Genomic DNA, 24,737 nt, shown 5'->3' on the forward strand with positions numbered 1-24,737 from the left:
AAGAGATTGTGTAGGTAAATCGGAGGAGGTGTTGTTTGTTATGAAAATAGACATGCACTGTCACACAAAAGAGGGTTCTATCGATGGGAAAGTTCCAATTGATGAGTATATTACCCTGTTAAAACAAAATGGATTTGGGGGAATGCTGGTTACAGACCATGATTCTTATCGTGGTTACCGGCACTGGAAAAAATTTATTAAAGGTAAAAAGCATGAAGATTTTCTGGTATTAAAAGGAATTGAGTATGATACGTTAGATGCAGGACACATTATTGTTATTATGCCGGAGACCATTAAGCTTCGGCTTTTGGAACTTCGTGGAATGCCGATTCAGATGTTAATTCCGATTGTGCATAATTATGGCGGAATCTTAGGACCGGCGCATCCATGTGGGGAAAAATATATGAGTTTTATGAATGCAAAGGCTTATCAGAGAAATCCGGAGATTTTAAAGGAATTTGATTTCATGGAAACTTTTAATGCATGTGAATCACAGGAAGTAAATGGAAAAGCTCAGAAAATTGCAGATAAGTATGGGTTGACCGGAACAGGTGGAAGTGATGCGCACAGACAGGATTGTGTGGGACTTGCCTATACAGAAATACCGGATGATATTACTTGTGAATCTGATTTAATCACAGAAATCATGAAGGGTACAAAATTTGAATGTGGCGGAACAAACTATACCGGAACGACGAAAGAGAAAATCGGAAAGGTAAATACGGTTTTAGTACATTCTTTCTGGGTATATAATAAGTTGGGTGGTTTAAGCAAAGCGTTTCAGCGAAATACAAAAATGAAAAAAGGATTTGTAGAACATGTACAAAATCCGATTCGTAAAGAGAGAACAAATAAAGTGATAAAGAAAGAGGATAAATTGTGAGCGAGAAAGTAATAAAAGCAGCACTGCTTGGTCTTGGAACAGTAGGAAGTGGAGTTTATAAAGTTTTAAGAAATCAGAAAGAGGAAATGCCGCATAAAATCGGTGCAGTTGTAGAAGTTGAGAAAATTCTGGTGCGCAACTTAAAGAAAGCATCTGCTAAGGTAGAAAATCCGGAAATTCTGACAAATGACTGGAAAACAATTTTAGAAGATGAATCCATTGAAATTGTAATTGAAGTTATGGGCGGAATCGAGCCGGCAAGAACTTATATTTTAGAGGCATTAAATGCGGGAAAACATGTTGTAACTGCAAATAAGGATTTAGTAGCTTCTCATGGACAGGAATTATTGGAGTGTGCCGCAGAGCATAACTGTGATTTCTTATTTGAAGCCGCAGTTGCAGGCGGTATTCCGATTATCCGTCCATTAAAGCAGTGTCTGGCTGCAAATCATATTACGGAAATCATGGGAATCGTAAATGGTACAACAAACTTTATCTTAACGAAAATGACTCAGGAGGGAATGGAGTTTGCACAGGCACTTGCCCTTGCAACCGAGCTTGGCTATGCAGAAGCTGACCCGACTGCAGATATTCAGGGATTAGACGCCGGAAGAAAAATGGCAATTATGGCATCAATTGCATTTAATTCAAGAGTCACATTTGACGATGTTATTACAGAGGGGATTACACAGATTTCCGCAAAAGATATCCGTTATGCAAAAGAATTAGGCTGTGTGATTAAGTTATTAGGTGTGGCAAGAAATACAGAAAACGGAATTGAAGTCAGCGTACGTCCAATGCTGATTCCGGAGACACATGCTCTTGCGACAGTAAATGATTCTTTTAATGCAGTCTTTTTAACCGGAGATGCCGTAGGTGATGCGATGTTCTATGGAAGAGGAGCAGGCGAATTGCCGACAGCCAGTGCAATTGCAGGGGATGTTTTTGATGTAGCAAGAAATATTGTATTTGAATGTACGGGACGAATTGGTTGCACCTGCTATAAACAGCTTTCTCTGAAAAAGGCAGATGAGATGGAAAGCCGTTTCTTTTTAAGAATGCATGTATCGGATTGTGCCGGTACACTCGCAAGTATTGCAAGTGTATTTGGAAATAATAATGTAAGTATTGCTCAGGTTATCCAGAAAAACAAAGAGGGCGAATTAGCAGAACTTGTTGTTGTAACTTCAAAAGTAAAAGAAGGAAACTTCAATGATGCCATGATGATTATTGAAGGCATGAGTGTTGTGCAGAAAGTTTCAAAAGTAATTCGTGTATACGGGGACTAAAGGATTTTAGTAAAATGACAGAAAAATTATTTTATCAGGATAGCAGTATCAAAGAATTTACAGCAACAGTTGAAAGTTGTATGCAGGGAAAAGACGGTATGTTTGAAGTCATACTGGATCAAACAGCATTTTTTCCGGAAGGAGGCGGTCAGTATGCAGATACAGGAGTCCTTCTTGTGGGAGAAAAAGAAGTAAAAGTCGTTGATGTACAGGAAAAAAATGAGATTGTAACCCATTATGTAACAGACGCAATTGAGCAGGGAAGCAAAGTTACAGGAAGATTAAATTATAAAGAACGATTTTCAAAAATGCAGCAGCATACCGGAGAGCATATTGTATCTGGAATCGTGAACCGTCGTTTTGGCTACAACAATGTAGGATTTCATCTTGGAAATGAAGAGGTAACGATGGATTTTGACGGCATGCTTACAGAAACTGATTTAAAAGAGATAGAATGGGAAGCAAATCAGGCAGTTGCCGATAATGTAAAAATTCAAGTGTTGTATCCGACAAAAGAAGAACTTGAAACGATGACTTACAGAAGCAAAATAGAAATCGAAGGACAGGTTCGTATCGTAGTGATTCCGGGCTGGGACAGCTGTGCCTGCTGTGCACCGCACGTAGATGCTACCGGTCAGATTGGCTTAATTAAATTAATCGGTGCAATTAAATACAAGGGTGGAATGAGAGTTTCGATGGTCTGCGGTTTCCGTGCGCTTTTGGATTATAATCAAAAAGAAGCAAGTGTCGTAACAATTTCAAGAAAACTTTCTGCAAAACCGGATTCCATTGCGGAAGCAGTGGATCGTCTGCAAAAAGAAGTGGAGGCACAGAAAGAAAAAATTCGGATTTTGCAGGAACAGTACTTAAAAGGAGTATTAAAAGAGATAAAGCCGGAGGATACCTGCGTGCTCTTATTTGAAGAAACATTAGATGCCGTGGCAGTAAGAAATTTTGTCAACGATGTAATGAGAATAACAGATGGAATCTGCGGAGCATTTATTGGGACAGATGCGGAGGGGTATCGTTATATTCTTGGTTCTTCAAAGAAAGAGATTACGAATATTTCAAAAGAAATGAATCAGACCTTAAATGGAAGGGGTGGAGGAAAACCTCCAATGGTTCAGGGGTCTGTGAAAGCAAAACAAAGTGAAATCGAAGCATTTTTAAAAGCGCAGTCTTAATAAGTTAATCTAAGTTGAGAGTCTTTAAAAATCAGCAAAAAAAGCTGATTTTTAAAGACTCTTTTAGTTTTCTGATAAGTTTACTATGTTTTTAATGAAAAAATGAAAGATAAGTGTTGACAAATCAAAAAAAGAGGTATATGATGTAAAACATAGAAAACATATTAAAAGAGTATGTTAAAGGGAGTTAAGCTTAGCGATAAAAAAATAAAAAGAATTGTTATGGAAAGGCGGAAAGAGTTATGTCAAACATTTATAAAGGAACATTAGGATTAATTGGAAATACGCCACTTGTAGAATTTGTAAACATTGAAAATGCATTAGGTCTGGAAGCAACCATTCTTGGTAAAATGGAATATTTTAATCCGGCAGGAAGTGTAAAAGACAGAATTGCAAAAGCAATGATTGAAGATGCTGAAGAAAAAGGAATATTAAAAGAAGGTTCTGTTATCATTGAGCCGACATCAGGAAATACCGGAATCGGTCTTGCAGCAATCGCAGCAGCGAAAGGTTACCGTATTATCTTAACCATGCCGGAAACCATGAGTGTTGAAAGAAGAAACATCTTAAAAGCTTATGGTGCAGAACTGGTACTGACAGAAGGCGCTCAGGGTATGAAAGGTGCAATCGCAAAAGCAGATGAGCTTGCAAAAGAAATTCCGAACAGCTTCATTCCTGGACAGTTTGTAAACCCGGCAAATCCGAAAACACACAGAGAAACAACCGGTCCTGAAATCTGGAAAGATACAGACGGAAAAGTGGACTTCTTTGTAGCAGGTGTCGGTACAGGTGGAACACTGACAGGAACAGGTGAATACTTAAAATCTCAGAATCCGGATGTGAAAATCGTAGCAGTTGAACCGGCAAGCTCTCCAGTCCTTTCAGAAGGAAAAGGTGGTCCTCATAAGATTCAGGGAATCGGTGCAGGATTTGTACCAAAAGTATTAAATACTGATATCTATGATGAAATTATCAAAATTGAAAATGACGATGCATTTAAGACAGGAAAACTGCTTGCTAAGAAAGAAGGAGTTTTAGTAGGAATTTCTTCCGGTGCAGCACTGCACGCAGCAATTGAACTGGCACAGCGTCCGGAGAATAAAGGAAAAACAATCGTAGCATTGTTACCGGATACAGCAGACAGATATTACTCTACACCACTGTTCACAGAATAATTTAAATAAAAAAGAGAAGAAGAGGATATTAAACTATGAGTGAAAAAATTACAAGAGAAAATAGAAAATTCAAATTTGAAACATTACAGCTTCACGTAGGTCAGGAAAAACCAGACCCAGTGACAGATGCAAGAGCAGTTCCGATTTATCAGACATCATCTTATGTATTCCGCAACTGCGACCATGCAGCAGCAAGATTTGGTCTTGCCGATGCAGGTAACATCTATGGACGTTTAACAAACCCGACAGAAGATGTATTTGAACAGAGAATGGCAGCACTGGAAGGTGGTGTAGCAGCATTAGCAGTCGCATCCGGAGCAGCTGCTATCACATATACAATTGAAAATCTTGCACAGAATGGTGACCATATTGTATCAGCAAAAAATATTTATGGTGGTTCTTTCAACCTGTTACTGCATACTCTGCCACAGTACGGTGTAACAACAACATTTGTAGATATTTTTAACTATGATGAAGTAGAAGCTGCAATTCAGGAAAACACGAAAGCAATTTATATTGAAACACTTGGAAACCCGAACTCGGATGTTGTTGACATTGAAGCTCTGGCAAATATTGCACACAAACATAAAATTCCGCTTGTTGTAGATAATACATTTGCAACTCCATATCTTGTAAGACCAATCGAATACGGTGCAGATATCGTTGTACATTCTGCTACGAAATTTATCGGTGGACATGGTACAACAATCGGTGGTGTCATCGTAGACAGTGGTAAATTTGACTGGGAAGGTTCAGGAAAATTCTCATCTTTAACAGAGCCAAACCCAAGTTATCATGGAATCAGCTTTACAAAAGCAGTAGGACCGGCAGCTTTCGTTACAAAAATCCGTGCAATCTTACTTCGTGATACAGGGGCAACAATTTCTCCGTTCCACTCATTTATTTTCCTTCAGGGACTTGAAACATTATCTCTTAGAGTAGAACGTCACGTAGAAAATGCATTAAAAGTAGTAGAATACTTAAATAATCATCCACAGGTAGAAAAAGTACATCATCCATCGGTATCTGATGATGCAACACAGAAAGAACTGTACGCAAAATACTTCCCGAATGGCGGTGGTTCTATCTTTACATTTGAAATTAAAGGAGATGCTCAAAAGGCAAAAGACTTTATTGATAATCTGGAATTATTCTCCTTACTGGCAAACGTTGCTGACGTAAAATCTCTGGTTATCCATCCAGCAACAACAACACACAGCCAGTGCACAGAAGAAGAACTGTTAGACCAGGGAATTAAGCCAAATACAATTCGTTTATCCATTGGTACAGAAAACATCGACGATATTATCCAGGATTTGGATGAAGCATTCAAAGCTGTACAGGACTAAGAATGAGCTTTTCTAAAAAGACCAGATATGGTTTAATTTCGTTGATTGATTTGGCAGTGAATTCCCAAAATGGACCAGTTTCTCTGGGAAGTATTGCGAAGAGAAATGGAATTTCACAACAGTTTTTAGAACAGATTTTTGCTGCCTTTCGAAGTGCCAGAGTTGTGCGGAGCGTAAAAGGTCCACAGGGAGGTTATCAGTTGGCAAAAAGTGCAGCTGAAGTTACAGTGGCAGATGTCTTACAGGTTTTGGAAGGAACATATCACTTAGATAACCAGGTAGCCCAGCCAAACAGTGAGTACGTGGGAATTGCAGATACGATTCAGCGTCTTGTGATTGACAAAGTGAATCATGAACTGGATGAGATACTGGAAAATCTGACAATCTCACAACTGGTCTTGTATTATTCTGAGCACTATGACAGGCAGGAAATGTATTATATTTAAAAAGAGCACCGGAGAGTTTTCTTTTAAGAGAACTCTTCGGTTTTTGTTTCTAAATCTCGCAGTTTGTGTCGCTTTCTTGCTTTGAACGCAGATAAGCATTCCCCTGCTTCAAGTGCGCAGAACACTAAGCGGCGGGTGAGGGGGATGCTTCTGTCAGTGGGAATTGAAAGCTCCCACTGACAGATCGCGAAGCGACTGCGTTCATGAGCAAGTAGCGAAGCGGATTGCGAATGTCCGCTTTACTACATAGTAAGACCATGGTAAAATAGGAAATATGGATGGAAGGGTGCAGTTTAGAAATTTTTGGATACTGCATTGTTAAAAGATGGAGGTAGTTATAGATGAAAATATCAACAAGAGGACGTTATGCAATTCGGGTAATGCTGGATTTGGCAGAACATAACACAGGAGAATATATTCCACTTATGGATATTGCAAAGAGACAGGAAATTTCGGAAAAATATCTGGAGGCGATTGTGGCAGCTCTTAGTAAAAATGGATTTGTGCGCGCCCAGAGAGGAAAGGGCGGTGGCTATAAACTGATAAAAGCGCCGGCAGATTATTCGATTGGAAGTATTTTAAAAGTGACAGAAGGTTCCCTTGCACCGGTTGCCTGCTTAGAAGGAGAAGTAAATACCTGTGAGCGTGTAGATACGTGCAAAACATTAAAAATGTGGAAAGACTTTCATAAGTTGGTTCAGGACTATTTTGATAAAATTTCTTTGCAGGATTTAATTGGAAATAGTGAAGATGTAGGAAACTATGTCATTTAAAGAAAAAAGGCAAAGGGAAGAAAGCAAAAATGAACATATTAAATATTGAACATGTCAGCAAAATATTTGGAGATAAAAAGATTTTTGATGATGTCTCTTATGGAGTACAGGAAGGGGATAAGATTGGAATCGTTGGTTTAAATGGAACGGGGAAAACAACGATGCTCAATATAATTGCCGGAGTGGAAGAGGTAGATGAAGGGCAGATTATTATGCAAAATGGAATTCGTCTTGCGTATCTGTCACAAAATCCATGTTTTTTGGAACATGCAACGGTTTTGTCTTATGCGCTGGATGGAATAGATGAGACAGACTGGACGGCGCAAAGTGAGGTAAAAAGTGCTTTAAATCAGCTTGGAATTAAAAACCATGAACAGAGGGTGAGTGAGCTTTCCGGTGGACAAAAGAAAAAAGTTGCGCTTGCAAAAGTATTGACAGGGTCGTTTGATATTTTATTATTGGACGAGCCGACGAACCATTTAGATAGTGGTATGCTTGTATGGCTGGAGGATTATCTAAAGAGCTATAAAGGTGTAGTAATTATGGTAACGCATGACCGTTATTTCTTAGATAAAGTGACGAATAAGATTCTTGAAATTTCTCGTGGGAATTTATATAGTTATGAATCCAATTATTCTGGATTTCTCGAATTAAAAGCGCAAAGAGAAGAGATGGAACTTGCATCCGAGCGGAAACGCCAGAGCGTGCTTCGAATGGAACTGGAATGGGCAAAACGTGGTTGTCGTGCCAGAAGTACAAAGCAGAGAGCAAGATTAGAGCGTCTGGAAGCATTAAAAAATGGAAAAGCACCGGTTCAGGAACAGGCATTAGAACTTGATTCTGTAGAGACAAGAATGGGAAAGAAAACGGTAGAGCTTCATCATATCAGTAAGAGGTATGGAGAAAAAAATCTGGTGGAGGATTTTGATTATATTGTGCTTCGAAATCAAAGACTTGCATTTGTCGGACCAAATGGCTGCGGAAAATCAACCATTTTAAAAATGATTGCAGGGCTTGTAGAGCCGGATTCTGGTCAGATTGAGGTTGGAGAGACTGTGAAAATCGGATACTTTGCGCAGGAAGTACCGGATATGAATACCAATCAGAGAGTGATTGATTATATCAAAGATATTGCAGAGTATGTTCCGACCCGTGATGGAAGGATTACAGCGTCACAGATGTTAGAGCGGTTTTTATTTACTCCTGATATGCAGTATGCACCGGTATCCAAACTTTCCGGCGGAGAGCAAAAAAGGCTGTACTTGTTAAGTGTATTGATTTCTGCTCCAAACTGCCTGGTTTTGGATGAGATTTCTAATGATATGGATATTCCGACGTTGACAATTTTAGAGGATTATCTGAACTCTTTTTCCGGGATTGTAATTACGGTGTCCCATGACCGTTATTTTTTGGATAATGTAGTGGATCGAATTTTTGAATTGGATGGTTGTGGTCACTTGCAGCAGTATGAAGGTGGATATACGGATTATGTTGAAGCAAAACTGGAGAGAATGGGAAGTAGTGTAGATGGGCTTCTAAAATCAGAGAAGAAAGAAAAGAAAGAAACGGCACAAAAAAACTGGAAACAGAATCGTCCACAGAAATTAAAATTTTCTTATAAAGAGCAAAGAGAAATTGAGACAATAGATGATGACATTGCAGAATTAGAGGAAAAAATAGAAACATTGGATGCTGAGATGGTAAAAAATGCAACAAATTCCATGAAGCTTTCAGAATTAATGAAAGAAAAAGAGGAAGCAGAACAGGAGTTAGAAGAAAAAATGGATCGCTGGGTGTATTTAAATGATTTAGCGGAGAAAATAGAAGCACAGAAGTAAGAAAATCTGAATTCAGATAAGCATTCCACAGCTTTACTGAAAATAGGATAATGAGAGCAGCAGGAAATGAGAGAACAGTCGAATTTCCTGCTGCCTTTTATTTTACGAAGCAAGTTCTTTTATTGACAAAGAATTTATTCAGTTTTATAATGATTTCACAACTGACTGACGAGTCAGTCGGAAAAATTCAACTTAAAAGAAAGCGAAATGGAGGAGGCTATGATATCAAAATTCAGTGTGAAAAAGCCGTATACTGTGATAGTTGCAGTTGTGCTGGTTATCATTCTTGGTGTTGTCTCATTTACAAAGATGAGTACGGACTTACTGCCAAGTATGGATCTGCCTTATGCAATTGTTATGACTACCTACCCAGGGGCAAGTCCTGAAACCGTAGAACAGACCGTTACCAAACCGATTGAACAGAGTATGGCAACGGTAAGCAATATTAAAAATGTAAGTTCAATGTCAAGTGAAAATGCATCGGTTGTAATTCTGGAATTTGGGGAGTCCACCAATATGGATTCCGTGACATTGGAGATGCGGGAAAATTTAGACCAGATAAAAGGATATTGGGACGATTCCGTAGGAAATCCGATTATCATGAAATTAAATCCGGATATGATGCCGGTATTAGTTGCAGCAGCTGATGTGGACGGAATGTCTGCCGCAGAGGTAACAGATTATATCGAAAACAATGTTCAGTCAGAGTTAGAAAGTATTGACGGAGTTGCCAGAATCAGTGTCAGTGGAAATGTCACAGAGAGTATTCAGGTTCAGATCAGTCAGGAAAAGTTAGATGCTGTAAATCAAAAAGTTCAGGATGCAATCAATGGACAGTTTGAAGAAAAAGAACAGGATTTAGCGGATGCACAGGAAGAATTGAACAGTAATAAAGCAAAGCTTGAGGATGGAAAGCAGGAATTAGAAGCAGGGCAAAACGAGGCAGCTTCTCAAATTGGAGAGGGAAGCGCAAAATTAAATGAAGCGCAAAGTGAATTGACAAAAAATGCTGCTGAAGTGGATGTCCAGCTTCAAAATCTGGAAAGTAAGCAGGCAGAGCTTGATACACAGAAACAGTTATTAGAAAAGACAGAAGCGTTATTAAATCAGACGATTGAGCAGTTGACAGAGGCAAAGGGACAGCTTTCAGAAGCAGAAAGTGGTCAGTCACAGTTAGAAGATGCGATTTCAAAGATTGATGCGCAGATAGAAAATCTGCAGGGGCAGTTAGATGCACTAGAAAAAAAGCCGGATGGAATGACCGAAGAACAGTGGAAGAAGTCTATTGAAACCGTGCAGAATGGCTTAGAAACCGCACAGGCACAAAAAGAGCAGCTGACTGCTCAGTTAGAACAGTTAAATGCACAGATGGAAAACCTTCAACCGGAAAGTATTGATACTGGAATTGAGGCGGCAAATCAGGGATTAAAAGAAATTGCCGAAGCAAAGGTACAGTTGGCTTCTGGTCAGGAACAGTTAGATGCCGGAAAAGAAATGCTAACAAGTGCGAAGGAACAGATTGAAGCGGGAAAATCTCAGATGACTTCTGCGCAGATTGAACTTGAGGCACAGAAAATTTTAGGTTCGGTACAGTTAAGTACTGCTGCAAATAAAATTGAGATGGGTTCTGTTCAACTTGAAACAGCGCAGGCTCAGCTTGATTCTGGAAAAGAACAACTTTCTGAAGCGAAAGAACAGGCGCAGGAAAAATCCGATTTGAATCAGATTTTAACCTCTGATATGATAAAAGGAATCTTAACAGCAGAGAATTTTTCGATGCCGGCAGGTTATGTGACAGAAGATGGAAGTGATTATCTGATACGTGTAGGCGACAAACTTCAGGACGTAGATTCTCTTGGAGATTTGGTTATCATGGATTTGGGGATTGATGGTCTGAAATCCATTACACTTTCTGATGTGGCAGATATTAATGTGGAAGATGATTCTTCTGAAGTGTATGCAAAAATCAATGGCAATCCAGGTGTCATGCTTTCGATTGAAAAACAGACGGGATATTCCACTGGAGATGTCACAGATAAAATTTTAAATCGAATGGAAGAATTAGAAGCTTCCAATGATGGTCTGCATTTTACGACATTGATGAATCAGGGAATTTATATTGATTTAGTTGTAAATTCCGTAATGGAAAACATGATTTACGGCGGAATTTTGGCAATCTTAATTCTGTTTTTATTTCTTCGTGATATCAAGCCGACTTTTGTAATTGCATGTTCCATTCCGATTAGTGTTGTAGCTGCAATTGTTATGATGTATTTTTCGGGAGTGACATTAAATATTATTTCCTTGTCGGGGCTTGCGCTTGGAGTTGGTATGCTTGTGGATAACTCGATTGTAGTGATTGAAAATATTTACCGAATGAGAGCACTTGGAGTACCCGCAAGAAAAGCAGCCATCGAAGGGGCTTCTCAAGTAGCAGGAGCGATTGCAGCGTCTACTTTGACAACGGTATGTGTTTTTGCACCAATTGTATTTACCGAAGGAATTACAAGACAGTTATTTGTAGATATGGGACTGACAATTGCGTATTCCCTGCTTGCAAGTTTGATTGTAGCATTGACGTTAGTTCCAATGATGTCAGCCGGAATTTTGAGAAAGGGAGAGGCAAAACAGGTCAAATCCATTGGAAAGATTCAGGATTTATATGAAAAACTGGTTTTAAAAGCATTAAAACATAAAGTTTGGGTGTTAATTGCTGCACTTGTATTATTTTTTGGAAGCATGTACTTATCGATTCAGAAAGGAACTGAATTTTTCCCTGACATGGAAAGTACACAGGCAACACTGACCGTAACAACAGATAGTGGAACTCCGCTTGAAGAAACTGCTGAAAAATCAGATGAAGTGATTCAGAAGATTGAAGATATCGAAGATATTGAAACCATTGGAGCTATGGCAGGTGGTTCTTCAATATCATTATCTGGAAGTTCCTCGACCAATCAGGTGACGATGTATCTGGTATTAAAAGAAGATAGAAAACTATCCAGTGCCGGACTTGAAAAAGAGATTAAGAAGCGCACGAAGGGAATCGAAGACTGCGAGATTAACATTTCCACTTCCTCTATGGATATGAGTGCGCTTGGAAGCAGTGGAATTAATATCCGAATTAAAGGAAAAGAGTTGGATACTTTACAGGAAATCTCAGCAGACCTTGCAAGACAGGTAGAAAAAGTAAAGGGAACACAGAATGTTTCTGATGGGCTTCAGGATTCTGATCCGCAGTATAAAATTATCGTAGATAAAGCAAAAGCAATGCGCAATAATCTGACCGTTGCACAGGTATTCCAGAAGATTAATGCACGCCTTGCAGAAGCAAGTTCTGCTACCACAATTTCAACAGCGACGAAAGATTATGATGTGTATGTGACAAGTGAAGCAGATGAGGATTTGACAAGAGAAGCACTTTCGGAGATTACAATTGAGACAACAGATGCGTCAGGAGAAACAAAAGAAATAAAAGTTGGAGATATTGCAACGTTTGAAGATGCCCAGAGCCCACAGACAATTACACGAGATGCCCAAAGCCGTTATATGTCTGTGAGTGCGGAAATTGCGACCGGTTATAACATTGGGCTTGTCAGTCAGGATGTCCAGAGAGTATTAGACAAATACGAGCTTCCAGATGGATATACTGTGGAAATGACAGGTGAAGATGAGACAATTAATAATGCGATGAGTCAGTTAATGTTAATGCTTGCACTTGCGCTGGTATTTATGTATTTAATCATGGTGGCGCAGTTTCAGTCTGTCTTATCTCCGTTTATTATCATGTTTACGATTCCGCTTGCATTTACCGGTGGATTTATCGGATTGATTTTGACCAATAAGCCGATTAGTGTGGTTGCAATGATTGGATTTGTCATGCTTTCTGGTATTATTGTTAATAACGGTATCGTATTGGTTGATTATATTAATCAGCTTCGAAAAGAAGGAATGGAAAAACAAAAAGCAATTGCAGAGGCAGGGCGTTCCAGACTGCGTCCGATTATCATGACAGCTCTTACAACGATTCTTGGTCTTGTTACAATGGCAATGGGTGTTGGTATGGGCTCTGATATGATGCAGCCGATGGCAATTGTTACGATTGGCGGATTGATTTATGGAACACTGCTTACACTGTTTGTTGTGCCTTGTGTGTATGATATTTTAAACCGTCGCAATTATAAGAAAGATGAGGAGAGATTAGCAGATGGAGAAGCGAACTTTGAGTGAAAAAGAACTTCTTCTATATCAGGCGGTAATAGAACTGTTAGATGAGGGAATGGAAGTTCATCAGATAAAAGTTTCAGATATTACAAACCGTGCAGGTGTTGGAAAAGGAACTGCTTATGAATATTTTTCGAGTAAAGAAGAAATGATTGCAAAGGCAATATACTGGCATGGAAATCAGAGATTTTTAGAACTGGTAGAAAACTTAAAGAGACAAAAAAGTTTAAAAGACCAGCTGATGGAGGTATTTAATTTTATTGAAAACGTGGTATATAAAGACAATGGTTGCCGGCAGTTATTTAAACTGCCCCAGTCAGAAGAAAAGGCACAAAAAGAAATTGAGGAAAAAATGAAATCTGCGAGAGAATACGCACAGACGGTGCTTGAATTAATTGCAAAACAGGGGCGAGAAGAAAACAGTATTCATCCAGAGTTTTCAGATTTTCAGATTCAGGCAGTTGCATTTCCAGCATTATTTGGTTACTTTGTGTATCTGGCCCAGTTTGAACATGTCTCAGAAAAATCAAAAGAAAGTATGCGGGAATTTACTTGTGCAAACCTGCTTTCCATTCTTGGAAAAAAACCTGCTGTAACGCTTGTGTGAAAATTGCTTGTATGATATTCTGATAAAGTAGGTATCAGAAAGGAGTATTTTTATGAGCCAGACAAGAAAAAATCTGATTGTAGGACAGTCAGGAGGACCAACTGCGGCAATTAACAGTAGTCTTTATGGAGTGGTAAAAGAGGGACTTCGCCAGAAAGAAAAAATTGCACACGTATATGGAATGGTAAATGGAATTGAAGGATTTTTAAATGGAACTGTACTGGATTTTGAAGAAGCACTTCCGGGAGAAGAGTTAGAATATCTAAAGACAACACCCGGAGCATATCTGGGTTCTTGCAGATATAAGCTTCCGGAAGATTTGGAAGATGCGGTATATCCGAAATTATTTCAAAAATTTGAAGAGTTAGAAATCGGTTATTTCTTCTACATCGGTGGAAATGATTCTATGGATACAGTAAGTAAACTTTCTCGATATGCAAAAAAAGTGGGAAGTGATATCCGTGTGATTGGTGAGCCAAAAACAATTGATAATGATTTAGTGCTGACAGACCATACTCCGGGATTTGGAAGTGCTGCAAAATATGTGGCAACTACCGTTCGTGAAATTGTGTTGGATGCAAATGTCTATGAAAAGAAATCCGTTACCATTATCGAAATTATGGGACGACATGCAGGATGGCTGACTGCAGCTTCTGTGCTTGCAAGAAAGAGTGTCGGAGATAATCCGCTTTTGATTTATCTTCCGGAAACTGCGTTTGACGAAGAAGCTTTCTTAAAAAAAGTAGAAGCTTGTTTTGAAAAAAATCTCAATGTAGTTGTTTGTGTTTCAGAAGGAATTCATGATAAAGATGGCGTCTTTATCTGTGAGTATGATAATGCAGTTGGAACAGATACCTTTGGACATAAGATGCTTGCAGGCTGTGGAAAATATCTGGAAAATTTAGTCAGAAACCGCCTTGGCGTAAAAGCACGTTCGGTTGAGTTAAATGTTTCACAGAGATGTTCTTCTTCTATGATGTCAAAGACAGACCAGCAGGAAGCCGTATCTGCTGGAGAGTTTGGTGTGCGTTTGGCATTAAAAGGTGAAACCGGAAAAATGGTTTCTTATATCAGAATCAGTAATCTGCCTTATGCCATGAAACTTGGATTAGAAGATGTCAATGAAATTTGTAATAAAGAAAAAACAGTTCCGCTTTCCTGGATTACGAATGAGGGCTCTGATATTGGAGAAGAGTTTATTTTCTATGCACTTCCGCTGGTTCAGGGACAGGTAGAAGTGCCGGTAGGAACAGACGGGCTTGCAAAATTTGTGTCCAGAAAATAGGAAATCTTTTAACTTTATTTAAAAATACTTGCCAGAAAAGGGAAATGTGTTATAATAATAACAAACGTTGTTTTGCATTTTTCTTAGAACAAAACGACGGTAATTTACCAAATGGAGGTCAGAAATATGTTAGTATCAGCAGCAGAAATGTTAAAAAAAGCAAAAGCAGGACATTATGCAGTAGGACAGTTCAACATCAATAACCTGGAGTGGACAAAAGCAGCTCTGTTAACAGCAGAAGAATGCAAATCCCCAATCATCTTAGGTGTTTCCGAAGGTGCAGGTAAATACATGACAGGATTTAAGACTGTTGCAGCTATGGTAAAAGCAATGATGGAAGAACTCAATATAACAGTTCCTGTAGCTCTGCATCTGGATCATGGTACTTATGAAGGATGCTACAAATGTATCAAAGCTGGTTTCTCATCTATTATGTTCGATGGTTCTCATTATCCAATCGAAGAAAATGTTGAAAAAACAAGAGAATTAGCAGGTGTTTGCAAAGGATTAGGATTATCCCTTGAAGCAGAAGTTGGTTCTATCGGTGGAGAAGAAGACGGTGTAATCGGACAGGGTGAATGTGCAGACCCGAAAGAATGTAAAATGATTGCAGACCTGGGTGTAGATATGTTAGCAGCAGGTATCGGTAACATTCACGGAAAATATCCGGCAAACTGGGAAGGCCTTCGTTTTGATGTCCTGGATGACATTCAGAAACTCACAGGTGAAATGCCATTAGTACTTCACGGTGGTACAGGAATTCCGGCTGACATGATTAAAAAAGCAATTGATTTAGGTGTATCTAAAATCAATGTAAATACAGAATGCCAGTTATCATTCGCAGCAGCTACACGTGAATACATCGAAGCAGGAAAAGACAACGAAGGAAAAGGATATGACCCTCGTAAACTCTTAAAACCAGGCTTTGAAGCAATCTGTGATACAATCAAAGAAAAAATGGAACTGTTTGGTTCTGTTGGAAAAGCTTTTGAATAAGTTTTAGCTTAGTTTTTGATTTGAACGAAAATAAAATAGAAAATCAATCCAGTAACAAAATGGACTGCCTTGGGATAACCAAGGCAGTTTTTTCATATACTGCTTTAAATAGAGCAAAATAAGAGAGCAGTAAGAGATGGAACAAATCTTACATACCCTTCATGAGTTTGTCTGGAGTCCGGGAATGTTGGCATTTTTTTTATTGACTGGCATTTATTTTACTGTTCAGTCAAAATTTTATTCGATTTTAAGGATAAAACAATGGTTTGGACAGACTCTGGGTTCACTTTTTAAAAATCCACAAATAAGAAATACAAAAGAAACACAGGCGGTTTCGCAGTTTCAGTCTTTTTGTACGGCACTGGCAGCAACGCTTGGTACAGGAAATATCACAGGGGTTGCAACTGCGATAATGGCAGGAGGTCCAGGCTCTATCTTTTGGATGTGGATTTCTGCAGTTTTGGGAATGATGACCAATTATGCGGAAAACTATCTGGGAATCACCTATCGTTATAAAGATGAAAAGGGTCAGTGGGTCGGAGGTGCGATGGTCTATATAGAAAAGGGACTTGGCTGTAAATGGCTTGCAGTAGTCTTTTCTTTTTGCTGCATTGGAGCATCTTTTGGAATGGGAAATATGGTGCAGGGAAATTCCATGGCAAATGGCTTGAAAAACGTATTTCAGATTCCTGTGTTTTTTACAGCGGTTGCATCAGCAGTAGCGGTTGCTTATATTTTAAATGGAGGAATGAAGCGGATTGCAGTCTGTACAGAAAAATTAGTTCCTTTTATGGCAGGAATTTATCTGATAACAGCGTGTGGCATTTTGATTGCCTGTCGGCACAGAGTTGGATGGGCATTTTGGGAAATTATAAAAAATGCATTTACTCCAAGAGCAGCGTGTGCAGGGGTTGGCGGATATCAGTTAAAAACAATCATTCAAACAGGAATTTCAAGAGGGGTATTTTCCAATGAGGCAGGGCTGGGTTCTTCGGTGATTGCCCATGCGCAGTCTGATGTAGAGAAGCCGGAAATTCAGGGAATGTGGGGAATTGCAGAAATATTTGTCGATACGATTCTGGTCTGTACGGTGACAGCACTTGTGCTTTTAGTCAGTGGTGTGTATCGTCCGGAAATCTGCATTCAAAACTTTTCAACTGGAATTGAAAATATAGATGGAACGACTTTAATGGCGAGGGCATTTGGAAGTGTGATTCCGTTTGGAGAGGAACTGCTTGTATTATCTACGGTACTTTTTGCCCTTGCAACGATGATTGGATGGTCGTGTCTTGGAGAGCGGACTGCGGTTTATCTTGCAAAAGAAAAAGGAACAAAAATTTATAAATGGCTCTATGTAGCAGTGGCATTTCTTGGGTGTATGCTTGCACCTGCCATGATTTGGGAATTGTCGGATACCTTAAATGGTCTTATGGCAATTCCCAATCTGCTGGCGTTGTTTTTACTTAGAAGAGAAGTACAGTATCCAAAAAAATAAGAAAAGAAATCAGACAGGGTTTAAGAAGAAAAATCAGGTTTGTATTTGTCAGAAGAATAAATCACAAGCAAATCTTTATCCAAAATATATGAAACAGATCTATACTGGTATAGGCATCATCAACCGTCGCCATGATTGCGAATATTTGCAGATTTGACCCGCATATCAGAACTTGATATAATGATATGAAGAAAAACAGAGAAAGGGCAGAATCAAAAAGTATGAATTACAGGCTGGATATAGAATATGACGGAAGTCGTTATGAGGGCTGGCAGAGGCAGAATCGGACAACTAACACTATACAAGGGAAAATAGAAGAAGTGCTCTCGAAAATGTGTGAAACCCCAATCGAAATTGATGGTGCTGGTCGTACCGACGCAGGAGTTCATGCAAAGGGGCAGGTAGCAAATGTCCATCTGGAAACAGAAAAAAGCTGCGAGGAAATCTGTGAGTACTTAAATCATTATTTGCCGGAAGATATTGCAGTTCAGTGTGTCAGTGAGGCAGAACCACGGTTTCACAGCCGACTTTTAGCAAAAGAAAAGATTTATCAGTACCGAATTTTAACAGGTGGGCACAAAAATGTATTTGAGCGGAAATACGTCTATCCATTGCAGGAAACGCTGGATATAAAAGCAATGAAAAAAGCAGCAGAAAAACTTGTCGGAACGCATGATTTTAAGAGCTTTTGTTCGAATAAAAAAATGAAAAAATCAACTGTCCGTACAATTTATGAAATTAAATTAGAAGAGGAAAATGGAGAAATCCGGATTACTTATCGGGGAAATGGATTTCTTTATAATATGGTAAGAATTTTAACCGGTACATTGATTGAAGTTGGGAGAGGCGAGAAAATGGCAGAATCAATTGATGGGATTTTAGAAGCTAAGGAGCGCAGTGGTGCAGGATTTACCGTACCGGCAAGAGGTCTTACTTTATCAGAAGTTCGTTATTGAAAATAAATCGGAAAAAGAAAGAACAGAAAAGAGGAAAACAATGTCAAATACCTTGCAGGAACAAATAGAAATGGAAGAGGAAGTAAGAGAAAGCATCAAAAAAATGTATCCAAGTGATCCGGATCATTTGTACCGAAAAATGGCACTGGAGTTTTATTCGTGTGATTTTGAAAAAAAAGAACTGACTTTTCGCTGGCCGATACAGGATTGGGAATTAAACCACATGTTTACGATGCATGGAGGTTTGATTGCAGCAGCAATTGATACGACAAGTGGTGCACTGGTACGCAGTTTAAGTAAATGTCGTATTACACCGACTACGAATATGAATATTAATTATCTGCGCCCAGGAGAAAAAGCAGATGCACTTTTAGTGAGGGCGAAAGCAGACAGGGTTGGAAAGCATCTGGCAAATATTCATACAGAGTGTTATTCAGAAAAAAGCGGAAAGCTTTTGGCAACTGCGATGGTAAACTTTATGCTGATACCGGAAAAATAAAAAATATACAGAAAACCTTTGAAAAATACCGTTTTTATGGTAGTATAATTCATAGACCAAAGAGACTGGAGGAATAAAGAGTGGAAAAAGAAATCGAAAGCAGAGAAGAAAACAAAGAAGAAACAGTTGGAAAAAACTTTATTGAACAGATTATAGAAAAAGATTTAGCAGAAGGTGTATACGATGAAATTTGTACCCGTTTCCCACCGGAACCAAACGGATACCTTCACATCGGACATGCAAAGTCAATTCTTCTAAACTATGGACTGGCTCAGAAATACCATGGAAAATTTAACATGCGTTTTGACGATACCAATCCGACAAAAGAAAAAGTAGAATTTGTTGAGTCTATTAAAAAAGATATTGAATGGTTAGGAGCAGACTGGGAAGACCGTTTATACTTTGCTTCTGATTATTTTGACCAGATGTATGAAGCCGCAATTAAATTAATTAAAAAAGGAAAGGCCTTTGTCTGTGATTTATCTGCTGAAGAAATCCGTGAATACAGAGGAACCTTAACAGAACCGGGAAAAGAAAGTCCATACAGAAATCGTAGTGTGGAAGAAAACTTAGATTTATTTGAACGCATGAAAAATGGAGAATTTGAAGACGGTTCTAAAGTACTGCGTGCGAAAATTGATATGGCATCTCCGAATATTAACATGAGAGACCCGGTCATCTATCGTGTTGCACACATGAATCATCACAGAACAGGAGATAAATGGTGCATTTATCCAATGTATGATTTTGCACATCCGATTGAAGATGCCATTGAAGGGGTGACACATTCTATCTGTACACTGGAGTTTGAAGACCATAGACCGCTTTATGACTGGGTAGTTACAGAATTAGAATATCCACATCCGCCAAAACAGATTGAATTTGCAAAATTATATTTAACAAATGTTGTAACCGGAAAACGTTACATTAAAAAATTAGTAGAAGATGGAATTGTAGATGGATGGGATGACCCGCGTCTGGTTTCTATTGCAGCACTTAGAAGACGTGGATTTACACCGGAATCTATTAAAAAATTTGTAGAACTCTGTGGCGTTTCAAAAGCAAACAGTTCTGTAGATTATGCAATGTTAGAATACTGTATCCGTGAGGATTTGAAAATGAAACGTCCACGTGTGATGGCTGTTTTAAATCCATTAAAACTTGTAATTGACAATTACCCGGAAGAGCAGATTGAATACTTAGAAGCTCCAAATAACATGGAAAATCCAGAACTTGGAAGCAGAAGCGTACCATTTGGAAAAGAATTATACATCGAGCAGGAAGATTTCATGGAAGTACCGGTTAAAAAATACAAACGTCTGTATCCGGGAAATGAAGTACGTCTGATGAATGCTTATTTTGTAACCTGCACAGATGTTGAAAAAGATGAAAATGGGAATGTGACAGTCGTTCATTGTACTTATGACCCTGCTTCTAAGGGTGGAAACTCTCCGGACGGAAGAAAAGTAAAAGGAACCATTCACTGGGTTGCGGCAAAGACCGCAGTGGAAACAGAATGTCGTCTGTATGAAAATATTGTAGACGAAGAAAAAGGCGTTTATAATAAAGAAGACGGAAGTTTGAATGTAAATCCAAATTCCCTGACCGTTGTAAAGGCTTATGTAGAGCCGGAACTTAAAAAGTCTCAGGCATTTGACAGCTATCAGTTTGTAAGAAATGGTTTCTTCTGTACAGACTGCCATGACAGCAGACCGGATGCGTTAGTATTTAACCGTATTGTTTCACTTAAGAGTTCTTTCAAATTAGAAAAGAAATAAGAAAAACTGCTATGAATGAATTAATGATTCCGCTTGATACAAAAAGCCTCACTCCTTTGTATCAGCAAATCGAAGAATATTTGAAACAGGAAATTCAGGAAGGACGGCTTGTCGCAGGGATGCGGTTGCCGTCCTCCCGTGCGCTTTCAGCAAATCTTCTAGTCAGCCGAAGTACCATTGAAACTGCTTATGATCAGTTAGTTGCGGAAGGTTATATTGAACCGGTTGCTTATAAGGGATATTATGTTTGCGAAATAGAAGGGATTTATTTTCAAAAAGCAGAGTATACGAAACAAAACAATCCAGAAAAGACAGAGATAAAACAGAGAAGAAAATTACAGAAATATCGTTACGATTTTGCACTAAATGGAATTGCACCGGAAAGTTTTCCGACTCATACCTGGAAACAGCTGGCAAAACAGGTGTTAAGTGATTCTACAGAAGAAATTTTTGCACAGGGAAATCCCTATGGAGAAGATTCTTTCAGAGAAGCTATTGCAGAGTACCTGTATCATGCCAGAGGAGTAAAGTGTGAAAAGAGTCAGATTTTAGTTGGAGCAGGAAATGATTATCTGCTTATGGTTTTGGCTACCCTTTTTGAATGTAATAAAAAAGTAGCAATGGAAAATCCAACGTATTTAAGTGCCTGGTATGATTTGAAACATACAGGCTGTTCAGTGTGTACAGTAAAGAGCGATGAGATGGGAATCTGTATCGAAGAACTTGAAAAGACAGGTGCTGACGTGGTTTATGTGATGCCTTCACATCAATTCCCAATGGGGACAGTAATGCCCCTGAAACGTCGGATGGAACTGCTTCGCTGGGCAGATGAGAATCAGACTTATATTATCGAAGATGATTATGACAGTGAATTTCGATATAAAGGCAAACCAATACCGGCATTGCAGGGATTTGATAAAAACGAAAGAGTCATTTATATTGGAACATTTTCAAAATCCATTGCACCATCGATACGAATCAGTTATATGGCACTTCCAAAAAAATTGATGCGATACTATCAGAGCAGATATCCGTTTGCAGTAACCATTTCAAAAGTAGATCAGAAAATAGTAGAGCTGTTTTTAAGAAACGGACATTACGAACGGCATTTAAATCGGATGAGACGTCTTTATAAAAGTAAACATGACTGGATTCTTCGCTGGGTGAAAGAAGAGATGAGCGAAATCTGCAGTTGTTTTGGAGAACATGCAGGAATACATCTGTTGCTGCGCTTTCATAATGGGATTTCGGAAGATGAGGCAGTGGAGCGCGCAAAATCAGCAGGCATTCGTGTCTATGGTTTATCTGAATTTTTTGTACAGGAAAAAAAAGAAACAGAAGCAGTTGTGTTAATTGGATATGCAACGCTTACAGAAGAAGAAATCAAAGAAGCTTTGCAGATTCTTAGCAGGATATGGAAAAAAGAGTATTGACTGTAGGTATAGAGTAGATTAGGCTTGAAAAGGAATAACAGGGGAATTGGTGGAATCCGGTTGAGAATAGAACAGGGAAGTCATTTTAGACCCTTAGACCTGAACCGGATAATACCGGCGGAGGGAGCATAAAGATTCAGGCGTCGATTAACAGGAAAAAGGCTATTTTGCAGATGAAGGTCTTGATGTGGAAATCGTTCAGCAAAATACAGGATTTTCAGATATTAGAAAAATACAGGCTGACCGCTGATGCGGAGCCTGTATTTTTGTTTGAGCTGGAATATTTAATTTTCGTTAAAGACAGTACGGTCAAGAGCTTTTTCCTGATGTGCAACAATTGTAGTGCAGACCGCATCACCTGTAATATTAACAGCAGTACGGAGCATATCAAGAATACGGTCGATACCCATAATCAAGGCAATTCCCTCGGTTGGAAGTCCAACGCTTTGTAAGACCATAGCCAGAGTGACAAGTCCGACAGACGGAACACCTGCAGTTCCAATTGAAGCAAGTGTAGCTGTTGCAACAACGGTCAGTAAATCAGAAGGAGTTAAAGAAATTCCATAAACCTGTGCAATAAAAATAACAGCAACTCCTTGCATGATAGAAGTTCCATCCATGTTTACGGTAGCACCCAGTGGAATCGTGAAAGAAGAGATTTTCTTGCTGACACCGATTTTTTTGTGCAGAGTGTCAATGGAAAGAGGAATCGTTGCATTTGAAGTAGCAGTGGTAAATGCAAAGCTCATAACAGGGAAAAACTTTTTAATAAAGCGCATCGGATTAAGTCGTGTAAATAAGAACAATAAAATCTGATAAACACCAAAACACTGAATAGCAAGTGCAAGAATAACAGCGCCCATGTATTTTAACATTGGAACAAAGGCACTGAATCCGATATTTGCAAACGTACGTGCAATCAGGCAGAAAACACCGATAGGAGCAACACTCATAACAACCATAGTCATTTCCATCATAATGTCATTGAACTGGCTGAAAAAATTGGCTACGGTAGATGTTTTAGAACCAAGTTTTGCTAACATGATACCGACAAATAAAGCAAAGACGATAATTGGAAGCATATCGGCAGTTGCTAAGGATTCAATTGGATTTTTTGGAATAATATTTAAAAGAATCTCTGTCAGTGGTTTACTTTCGGAAAGGGAAACTTCAGAAGTAGAGATGTTGTCTACTTTGACGCCAAGTCCCGGATTAATGAGAGAAGCAACACTCAGTGCAACGGTAACGGCCATTGCGGTGGTAAATAAGTAAAACAGTACGGTTTTGATCCCCACTTTTCCAAGTGTTTTTGTATCTCCAATCGCCATACTTCCACATACTAGAGAACAAAAAACAAGTGGAACAACGAGCATCTGCATCAGACGGATAAATCCCTGACCGACAACATAAAGCATGCCTTCGATTATGATATCATCACGGATATGTCCGGCAGGAATGAGATAATGAAGTCCGACTCCGAAAAGAGCACCCAAAAGCAGAGCTGTAAAAATCAGAGTGGACAGGCTGAGTTTCTTTTTGGTGTTTTTGGTTTTTGGCATTAGTTATTTCCTCCTGTAGTTCTTATGTAGTCTTTTAATGCCTGCTGCCAGGATATCGGCTGAGTAAAATTTTCAAGCCGAAGCATCATATTATCAAGAACAGAATAATTGATAGTTTCTGAATCAGAAATCGGTTTTAAAGTCAGCTTATCCTTTGCGTGAATAGCCTTTAAAATCGCCTGTGCAAATTCAAATCGGCTGCAAAATCCGCCGCAGACTGCATGATAAATACCAAGACAGTCATTATCAATCAGTTGTTCAATCACTTTTGCAAGTTCGGTTGCACTTGTAGGGCTTGCAAATTCGTTTTCTGCAACTTCCATAGAAGTGACAGAAGGATTATTTGCGGCTTCTAGAATCGTATTTACAAAATCTTTTCCAATACCGTAGACCCAGCTGCTTCTTACGATAACATGGCGGGTACAGAGATTTTGTACAAAACGCTCTCCTGCAAGTTTACTTTTTCCATAAATGGTGGAAGGGGTTGGAATTTCAAATTCATTATAAGGCTGTCTGGCATGATGAGAGAAAACGTCATCGGTAGACAGATGAATCAGCTTTGCACCGATAGCCTGCGCCTGTACGGCAAGATTTCGTGCACCCACGGTATTAACCTGATATGCCTTATCCGGCTGGGCTTCACAAGAAGCAATATCACCAAAACCAACACAGTTAATCAAAACATCGGGACGGCTGACACGAACATAATTGCTGACTGATTCACGGTCCGTGATATCAACTTCCTCTAAATCCGTTGGCAGAATTTCATAATGTCTACAGTCAAGTAAATCGCACAAGGCAGAGCCAACGTGTCCTTTTGCACCGGCAATCCATATTTTTTCCATGAAAAAATCCTCCTTTGAGTAAAATTTAGTGTACTGTATCATTGACTTTTAAACAAATAACGCAGGGTAAATTTTCAATCTGCAAGACAGAGGAATGAGCCGTAGTGGCTACGGCGATTGACG

At 39.1% G+C, this 24,737-nt stretch carries 19 protein-coding genes and 1 pseudogene; 18 read left to right on the plus strand and 2 right to left on the minus strand.

Going from position 1 to position 24,737, the window contains the following annotated elements; genetic code table 11:
• Positions 1-40: 40 nt before the first annotated feature.
• The 18 genes and pseudogenes from ACYQ2D_RS16230 to ACYQ2D_RS16315 all read left to right on the plus strand — a co-directional run.
• Positions 41-883: a PHP-associated domain-containing protein gene (locus ACYQ2D_RS16230; protein ID WP_022303280.1), complete on the plus strand. Its 843-nt coding sequence runs from the start codon at positions 41-43 to the stop codon at positions 881-883.
• Positions 880-2,172, plus strand: coding sequence for a homoserine dehydrogenase (locus ACYQ2D_RS16235; protein ID WP_459786236.1), 1,293 nt, complete (start codon positions 880-882; stop codon positions 2,170-2,172). Before ACYQ2D_RS16230 ends, ACYQ2D_RS16235 begins: the two co-directional genes overlap by 4 nt.
• A gap of 14 nt (positions 2,173-2,186) precedes the next feature.
• A complete protein-coding gene (locus ACYQ2D_RS16240) occupies positions 2,187-3,356 on the plus strand; it encodes an alanyl-tRNA editing protein (protein WP_459786238.1) in 1,170 nt (389 codons plus the stop codon).
• Positions 3,357-3,598: 242 nt separating this feature from the next.
• Positions 3,599-4,531, plus strand: a complete 933-nt coding sequence (gene cysK, locus ACYQ2D_RS16245) for a cysteine synthase A (protein WP_022303277.1) — start codon at positions 3,599-3,601, stop codon at positions 4,529-4,531.
• A gap of 35 nt (positions 4,532-4,566) precedes the next feature.
• Positions 4,567-5,880, plus strand: a complete 1,314-nt coding sequence (locus ACYQ2D_RS16250) for an O-acetylhomoserine aminocarboxypropyltransferase/cysteine synthase family protein (RefSeq protein ID WP_459786240.1) — start codon at positions 4,567-4,569, stop codon at positions 5,878-5,880.
• Positions 5,881-5,882: 2 nt separating this feature from the next.
• On the plus strand, positions 5,883-6,326 hold the full coding sequence (locus ACYQ2D_RS16255) for an RrF2 family transcriptional regulator (protein ID WP_117456061.1): 444 nt from the start codon (positions 5,883-5,885) through the stop codon (positions 6,324-6,326).
• Positions 6,327-6,667: 341 nt separating this feature from the next.
• Positions 6,668-7,099 carry an RrF2 family transcriptional regulator gene (locus tag ACYQ2D_RS16260; protein WP_117456059.1) on the plus strand — a complete coding sequence of 144 codons (432 nt, stop codon included), beginning with the start codon at positions 6,668-6,670 and terminating at the stop codon, positions 7,097-7,099.
• A gap of 29 nt (positions 7,100-7,128) precedes the next feature.
• Complete coding sequence (locus tag ACYQ2D_RS16265; protein WP_459786243.1) at positions 7,129-8,937, plus strand: ABC-F family ATP-binding cassette domain-containing protein; 1,809 nt, start codon at positions 7,129-7,131, stop codon at positions 8,935-8,937.
• Positions 8,938-9,156: 219 nt separating this feature from the next.
• A complete protein-coding gene (locus tag ACYQ2D_RS16270) occupies positions 9,157-13,167 on the plus strand; it encodes an efflux RND transporter permease subunit (RefSeq protein WP_117456054.1) in 4,011 nt (1,336 codons plus the stop codon).
• Positions 13,145-13,768: a TetR/AcrR family transcriptional regulator gene (locus ACYQ2D_RS16275; RefSeq protein WP_117456052.1), complete on the plus strand. Its 624-nt coding sequence runs from the start codon at positions 13,145-13,147 to the stop codon at positions 13,766-13,768. Before ACYQ2D_RS16270 ends, ACYQ2D_RS16275 begins: the two co-directional genes overlap by 23 nt.
• 52 nt (positions 13,769-13,820) lie before the next feature.
• Positions 13,821-15,053, plus strand: a complete 1,233-nt coding sequence (locus ACYQ2D_RS16280) for a 6-phosphofructokinase (protein WP_117456050.1) — start codon at positions 13,821-13,823, stop codon at positions 15,051-15,053.
• Between the two features lie 126 nt (positions 15,054-15,179).
• Entirely contained in the window at positions 15,180-16,049 is an 870-nt protein-coding gene (gene fba, locus ACYQ2D_RS16285) for a class II fructose-1,6-bisphosphate aldolase (RefSeq protein ID WP_117456048.1), read from the plus strand.
• Positions 16,050-16,185: 136 nt separating this feature from the next.
• Positions 16,186-17,544 carry an alanine/glycine:cation symporter family protein gene (locus ACYQ2D_RS16290; RefSeq protein ID WP_459786246.1) on the plus strand — a complete coding sequence of 453 codons (1,359 nt, stop codon included), beginning with the start codon at positions 16,186-16,188 and terminating at the stop codon, positions 17,542-17,544.
• A 221-nt stretch (positions 17,545-17,765) separates the two neighbouring features.
• Positions 17,766-18,500 carry a tRNA pseudouridine(38-40) synthase TruA gene (gene truA / locus ACYQ2D_RS16295; protein WP_459786248.1) on the plus strand — a complete coding sequence of 245 codons (735 nt, stop codon included), beginning with the start codon at positions 17,766-17,768 and terminating at the stop codon, positions 18,498-18,500.
• Positions 18,501-18,540: 40 nt separating this feature from the next.
• A complete protein-coding gene (locus ACYQ2D_RS16300) occupies positions 18,541-18,999 on the plus strand; it encodes a PaaI family thioesterase (protein ID WP_187558361.1) in 459 nt (152 codons plus the stop codon).
• 80 nt (positions 19,000-19,079) lie between these two features.
• Positions 19,080-20,777, plus strand: a complete 1,698-nt coding sequence (locus ACYQ2D_RS16305; RefSeq protein WP_459786249.1) for a glutamine--tRNA ligase/YqeY domain fusion protein — start codon at positions 19,080-19,082, stop codon at positions 20,775-20,777.
• 11 nt (positions 20,778-20,788) lie between these two features.
• A complete protein-coding gene (gene pdxR, locus ACYQ2D_RS16310) occupies positions 20,789-22,210 on the plus strand; it encodes a MocR-like pyridoxine biosynthesis transcription factor PdxR (RefSeq protein WP_117456042.1) in 1,422 nt (473 codons plus the stop codon).
• 160 nt (positions 22,211-22,370) lie between these two features.
• Positions 22,371-22,460: pseudogene (locus tag ACYQ2D_RS16315) on the plus strand (ABC transporter substrate-binding protein); the annotation flags it as partial.
• A gap of 34 nt (positions 22,461-22,494) precedes the next feature.
• Here ACYQ2D_RS16315 and ACYQ2D_RS16320 read toward each other — a convergent pair.
• Both ACYQ2D_RS16320 and rfbD read right to left on the minus strand, forming a co-directional pair.
• The gene (locus ACYQ2D_RS16320; protein WP_117456040.1) at positions 22,495-23,769 is read right to left on the minus strand and encodes a dicarboxylate/amino acid:cation symporter; all 1,275 of its coding nucleotides are present in this window, start codon (positions 23,767-23,769) and stop codon (positions 22,495-22,497) included.
• Positions 23,769-24,614 (minus strand): dTDP-4-dehydrorhamnose reductase, encoded by an 846-nt coding sequence (gene rfbD, locus ACYQ2D_RS16325; protein ID WP_459786251.1) that lies wholly within the window; start codon positions 24,612-24,614, stop codon positions 23,769-23,771. Before rfbD ends, ACYQ2D_RS16320 begins: the two co-directional genes overlap by 1 nt.
• Between the last annotated feature and the right edge of the window lie 123 nt (positions 24,615-24,737).

The organism is Blautia stercoris, from assembly GCF_054657695.1.

Coding starts and splice junctions, on each gene's coding strand:
- ACYQ2D_RS16230 (WP_022303280.1), top strand. CDS start 41: ATGAAAATAGACATGCACTGTCACACAAAAGAGGGTTCTATCGATGGG.
- ACYQ2D_RS16240 (WP_459786238.1), top strand. CDS start 2,187: ATGACAGAAAAATTATTTTATCAGGATAGCAGTATCAAAGAATTTACA.
- cysK (WP_022303277.1), top strand. CDS start 3,599: ATGTCAAACATTTATAAAGGAACATTAGGATTAATTGGAAATACGCCA.
- ACYQ2D_RS16250 (WP_459786240.1), top strand. CDS start 4,567: ATGAGTGAAAAAATTACAAGAGAAAATAGAAAATTCAAATTTGAAACA.
- ACYQ2D_RS16255 (WP_117456061.1), top strand. CDS start 5,883: ATGAGCTTTTCTAAAAAGACCAGATATGGTTTAATTTCGTTGATTGAT.
- ACYQ2D_RS16260 (WP_117456059.1), top strand. CDS start 6,668: ATGAAAATATCAACAAGAGGACGTTATGCAATTCGGGTAATGCTGGAT.
- ACYQ2D_RS16265 (WP_459786243.1), top strand. CDS start 7,129: ATGAACATATTAAATATTGAACATGTCAGCAAAATATTTGGAGATAAA.
- ACYQ2D_RS16270 (WP_117456054.1), top strand. CDS start 9,157: ATGATATCAAAATTCAGTGTGAAAAAGCCGTATACTGTGATAGTTGCA.
- ACYQ2D_RS16275 (WP_117456052.1), top strand. CDS start 13,145: ATGGAGAAGCGAACTTTGAGTGAAAAAGAACTTCTTCTATATCAGGCG.
- ACYQ2D_RS16280 (WP_117456050.1), top strand. CDS start 13,821: ATGAGCCAGACAAGAAAAAATCTGATTGTAGGACAGTCAGGAGGACCA.
- fba (WP_117456048.1), top strand. CDS start 15,180: ATGTTAGTATCAGCAGCAGAAATGTTAAAAAAAGCAAAAGCAGGACAT.
- ACYQ2D_RS16290 (WP_459786246.1), top strand. CDS start 16,186: ATGGAACAAATCTTACATACCCTTCATGAGTTTGTCTGGAGTCCGGGA.
- truA (WP_459786248.1), top strand. CDS start 17,766: ATGAATTACAGGCTGGATATAGAATATGACGGAAGTCGTTATGAGGGC.
- ACYQ2D_RS16300 (WP_187558361.1), top strand. CDS start 18,541: ATGTCAAATACCTTGCAGGAACAAATAGAAATGGAAGAGGAAGTAAGA.
- pdxR (WP_117456042.1), top strand. CDS start 20,789: ATGAATGAATTAATGATTCCGCTTGATACAAAAAGCCTCACTCCTTTG.
- ACYQ2D_RS16320 (WP_117456040.1), bottom strand. CDS start 23,769: ATGCCAAAAACCAAAAACACCAAAAAGAAACTCAGCCTGTCCACTCTG.
- rfbD (WP_459786251.1), bottom strand. CDS start 24,614: ATGGAAAAAATATGGATTGCCGGTGCAAAAGGACACGTTGGCTCTGCC.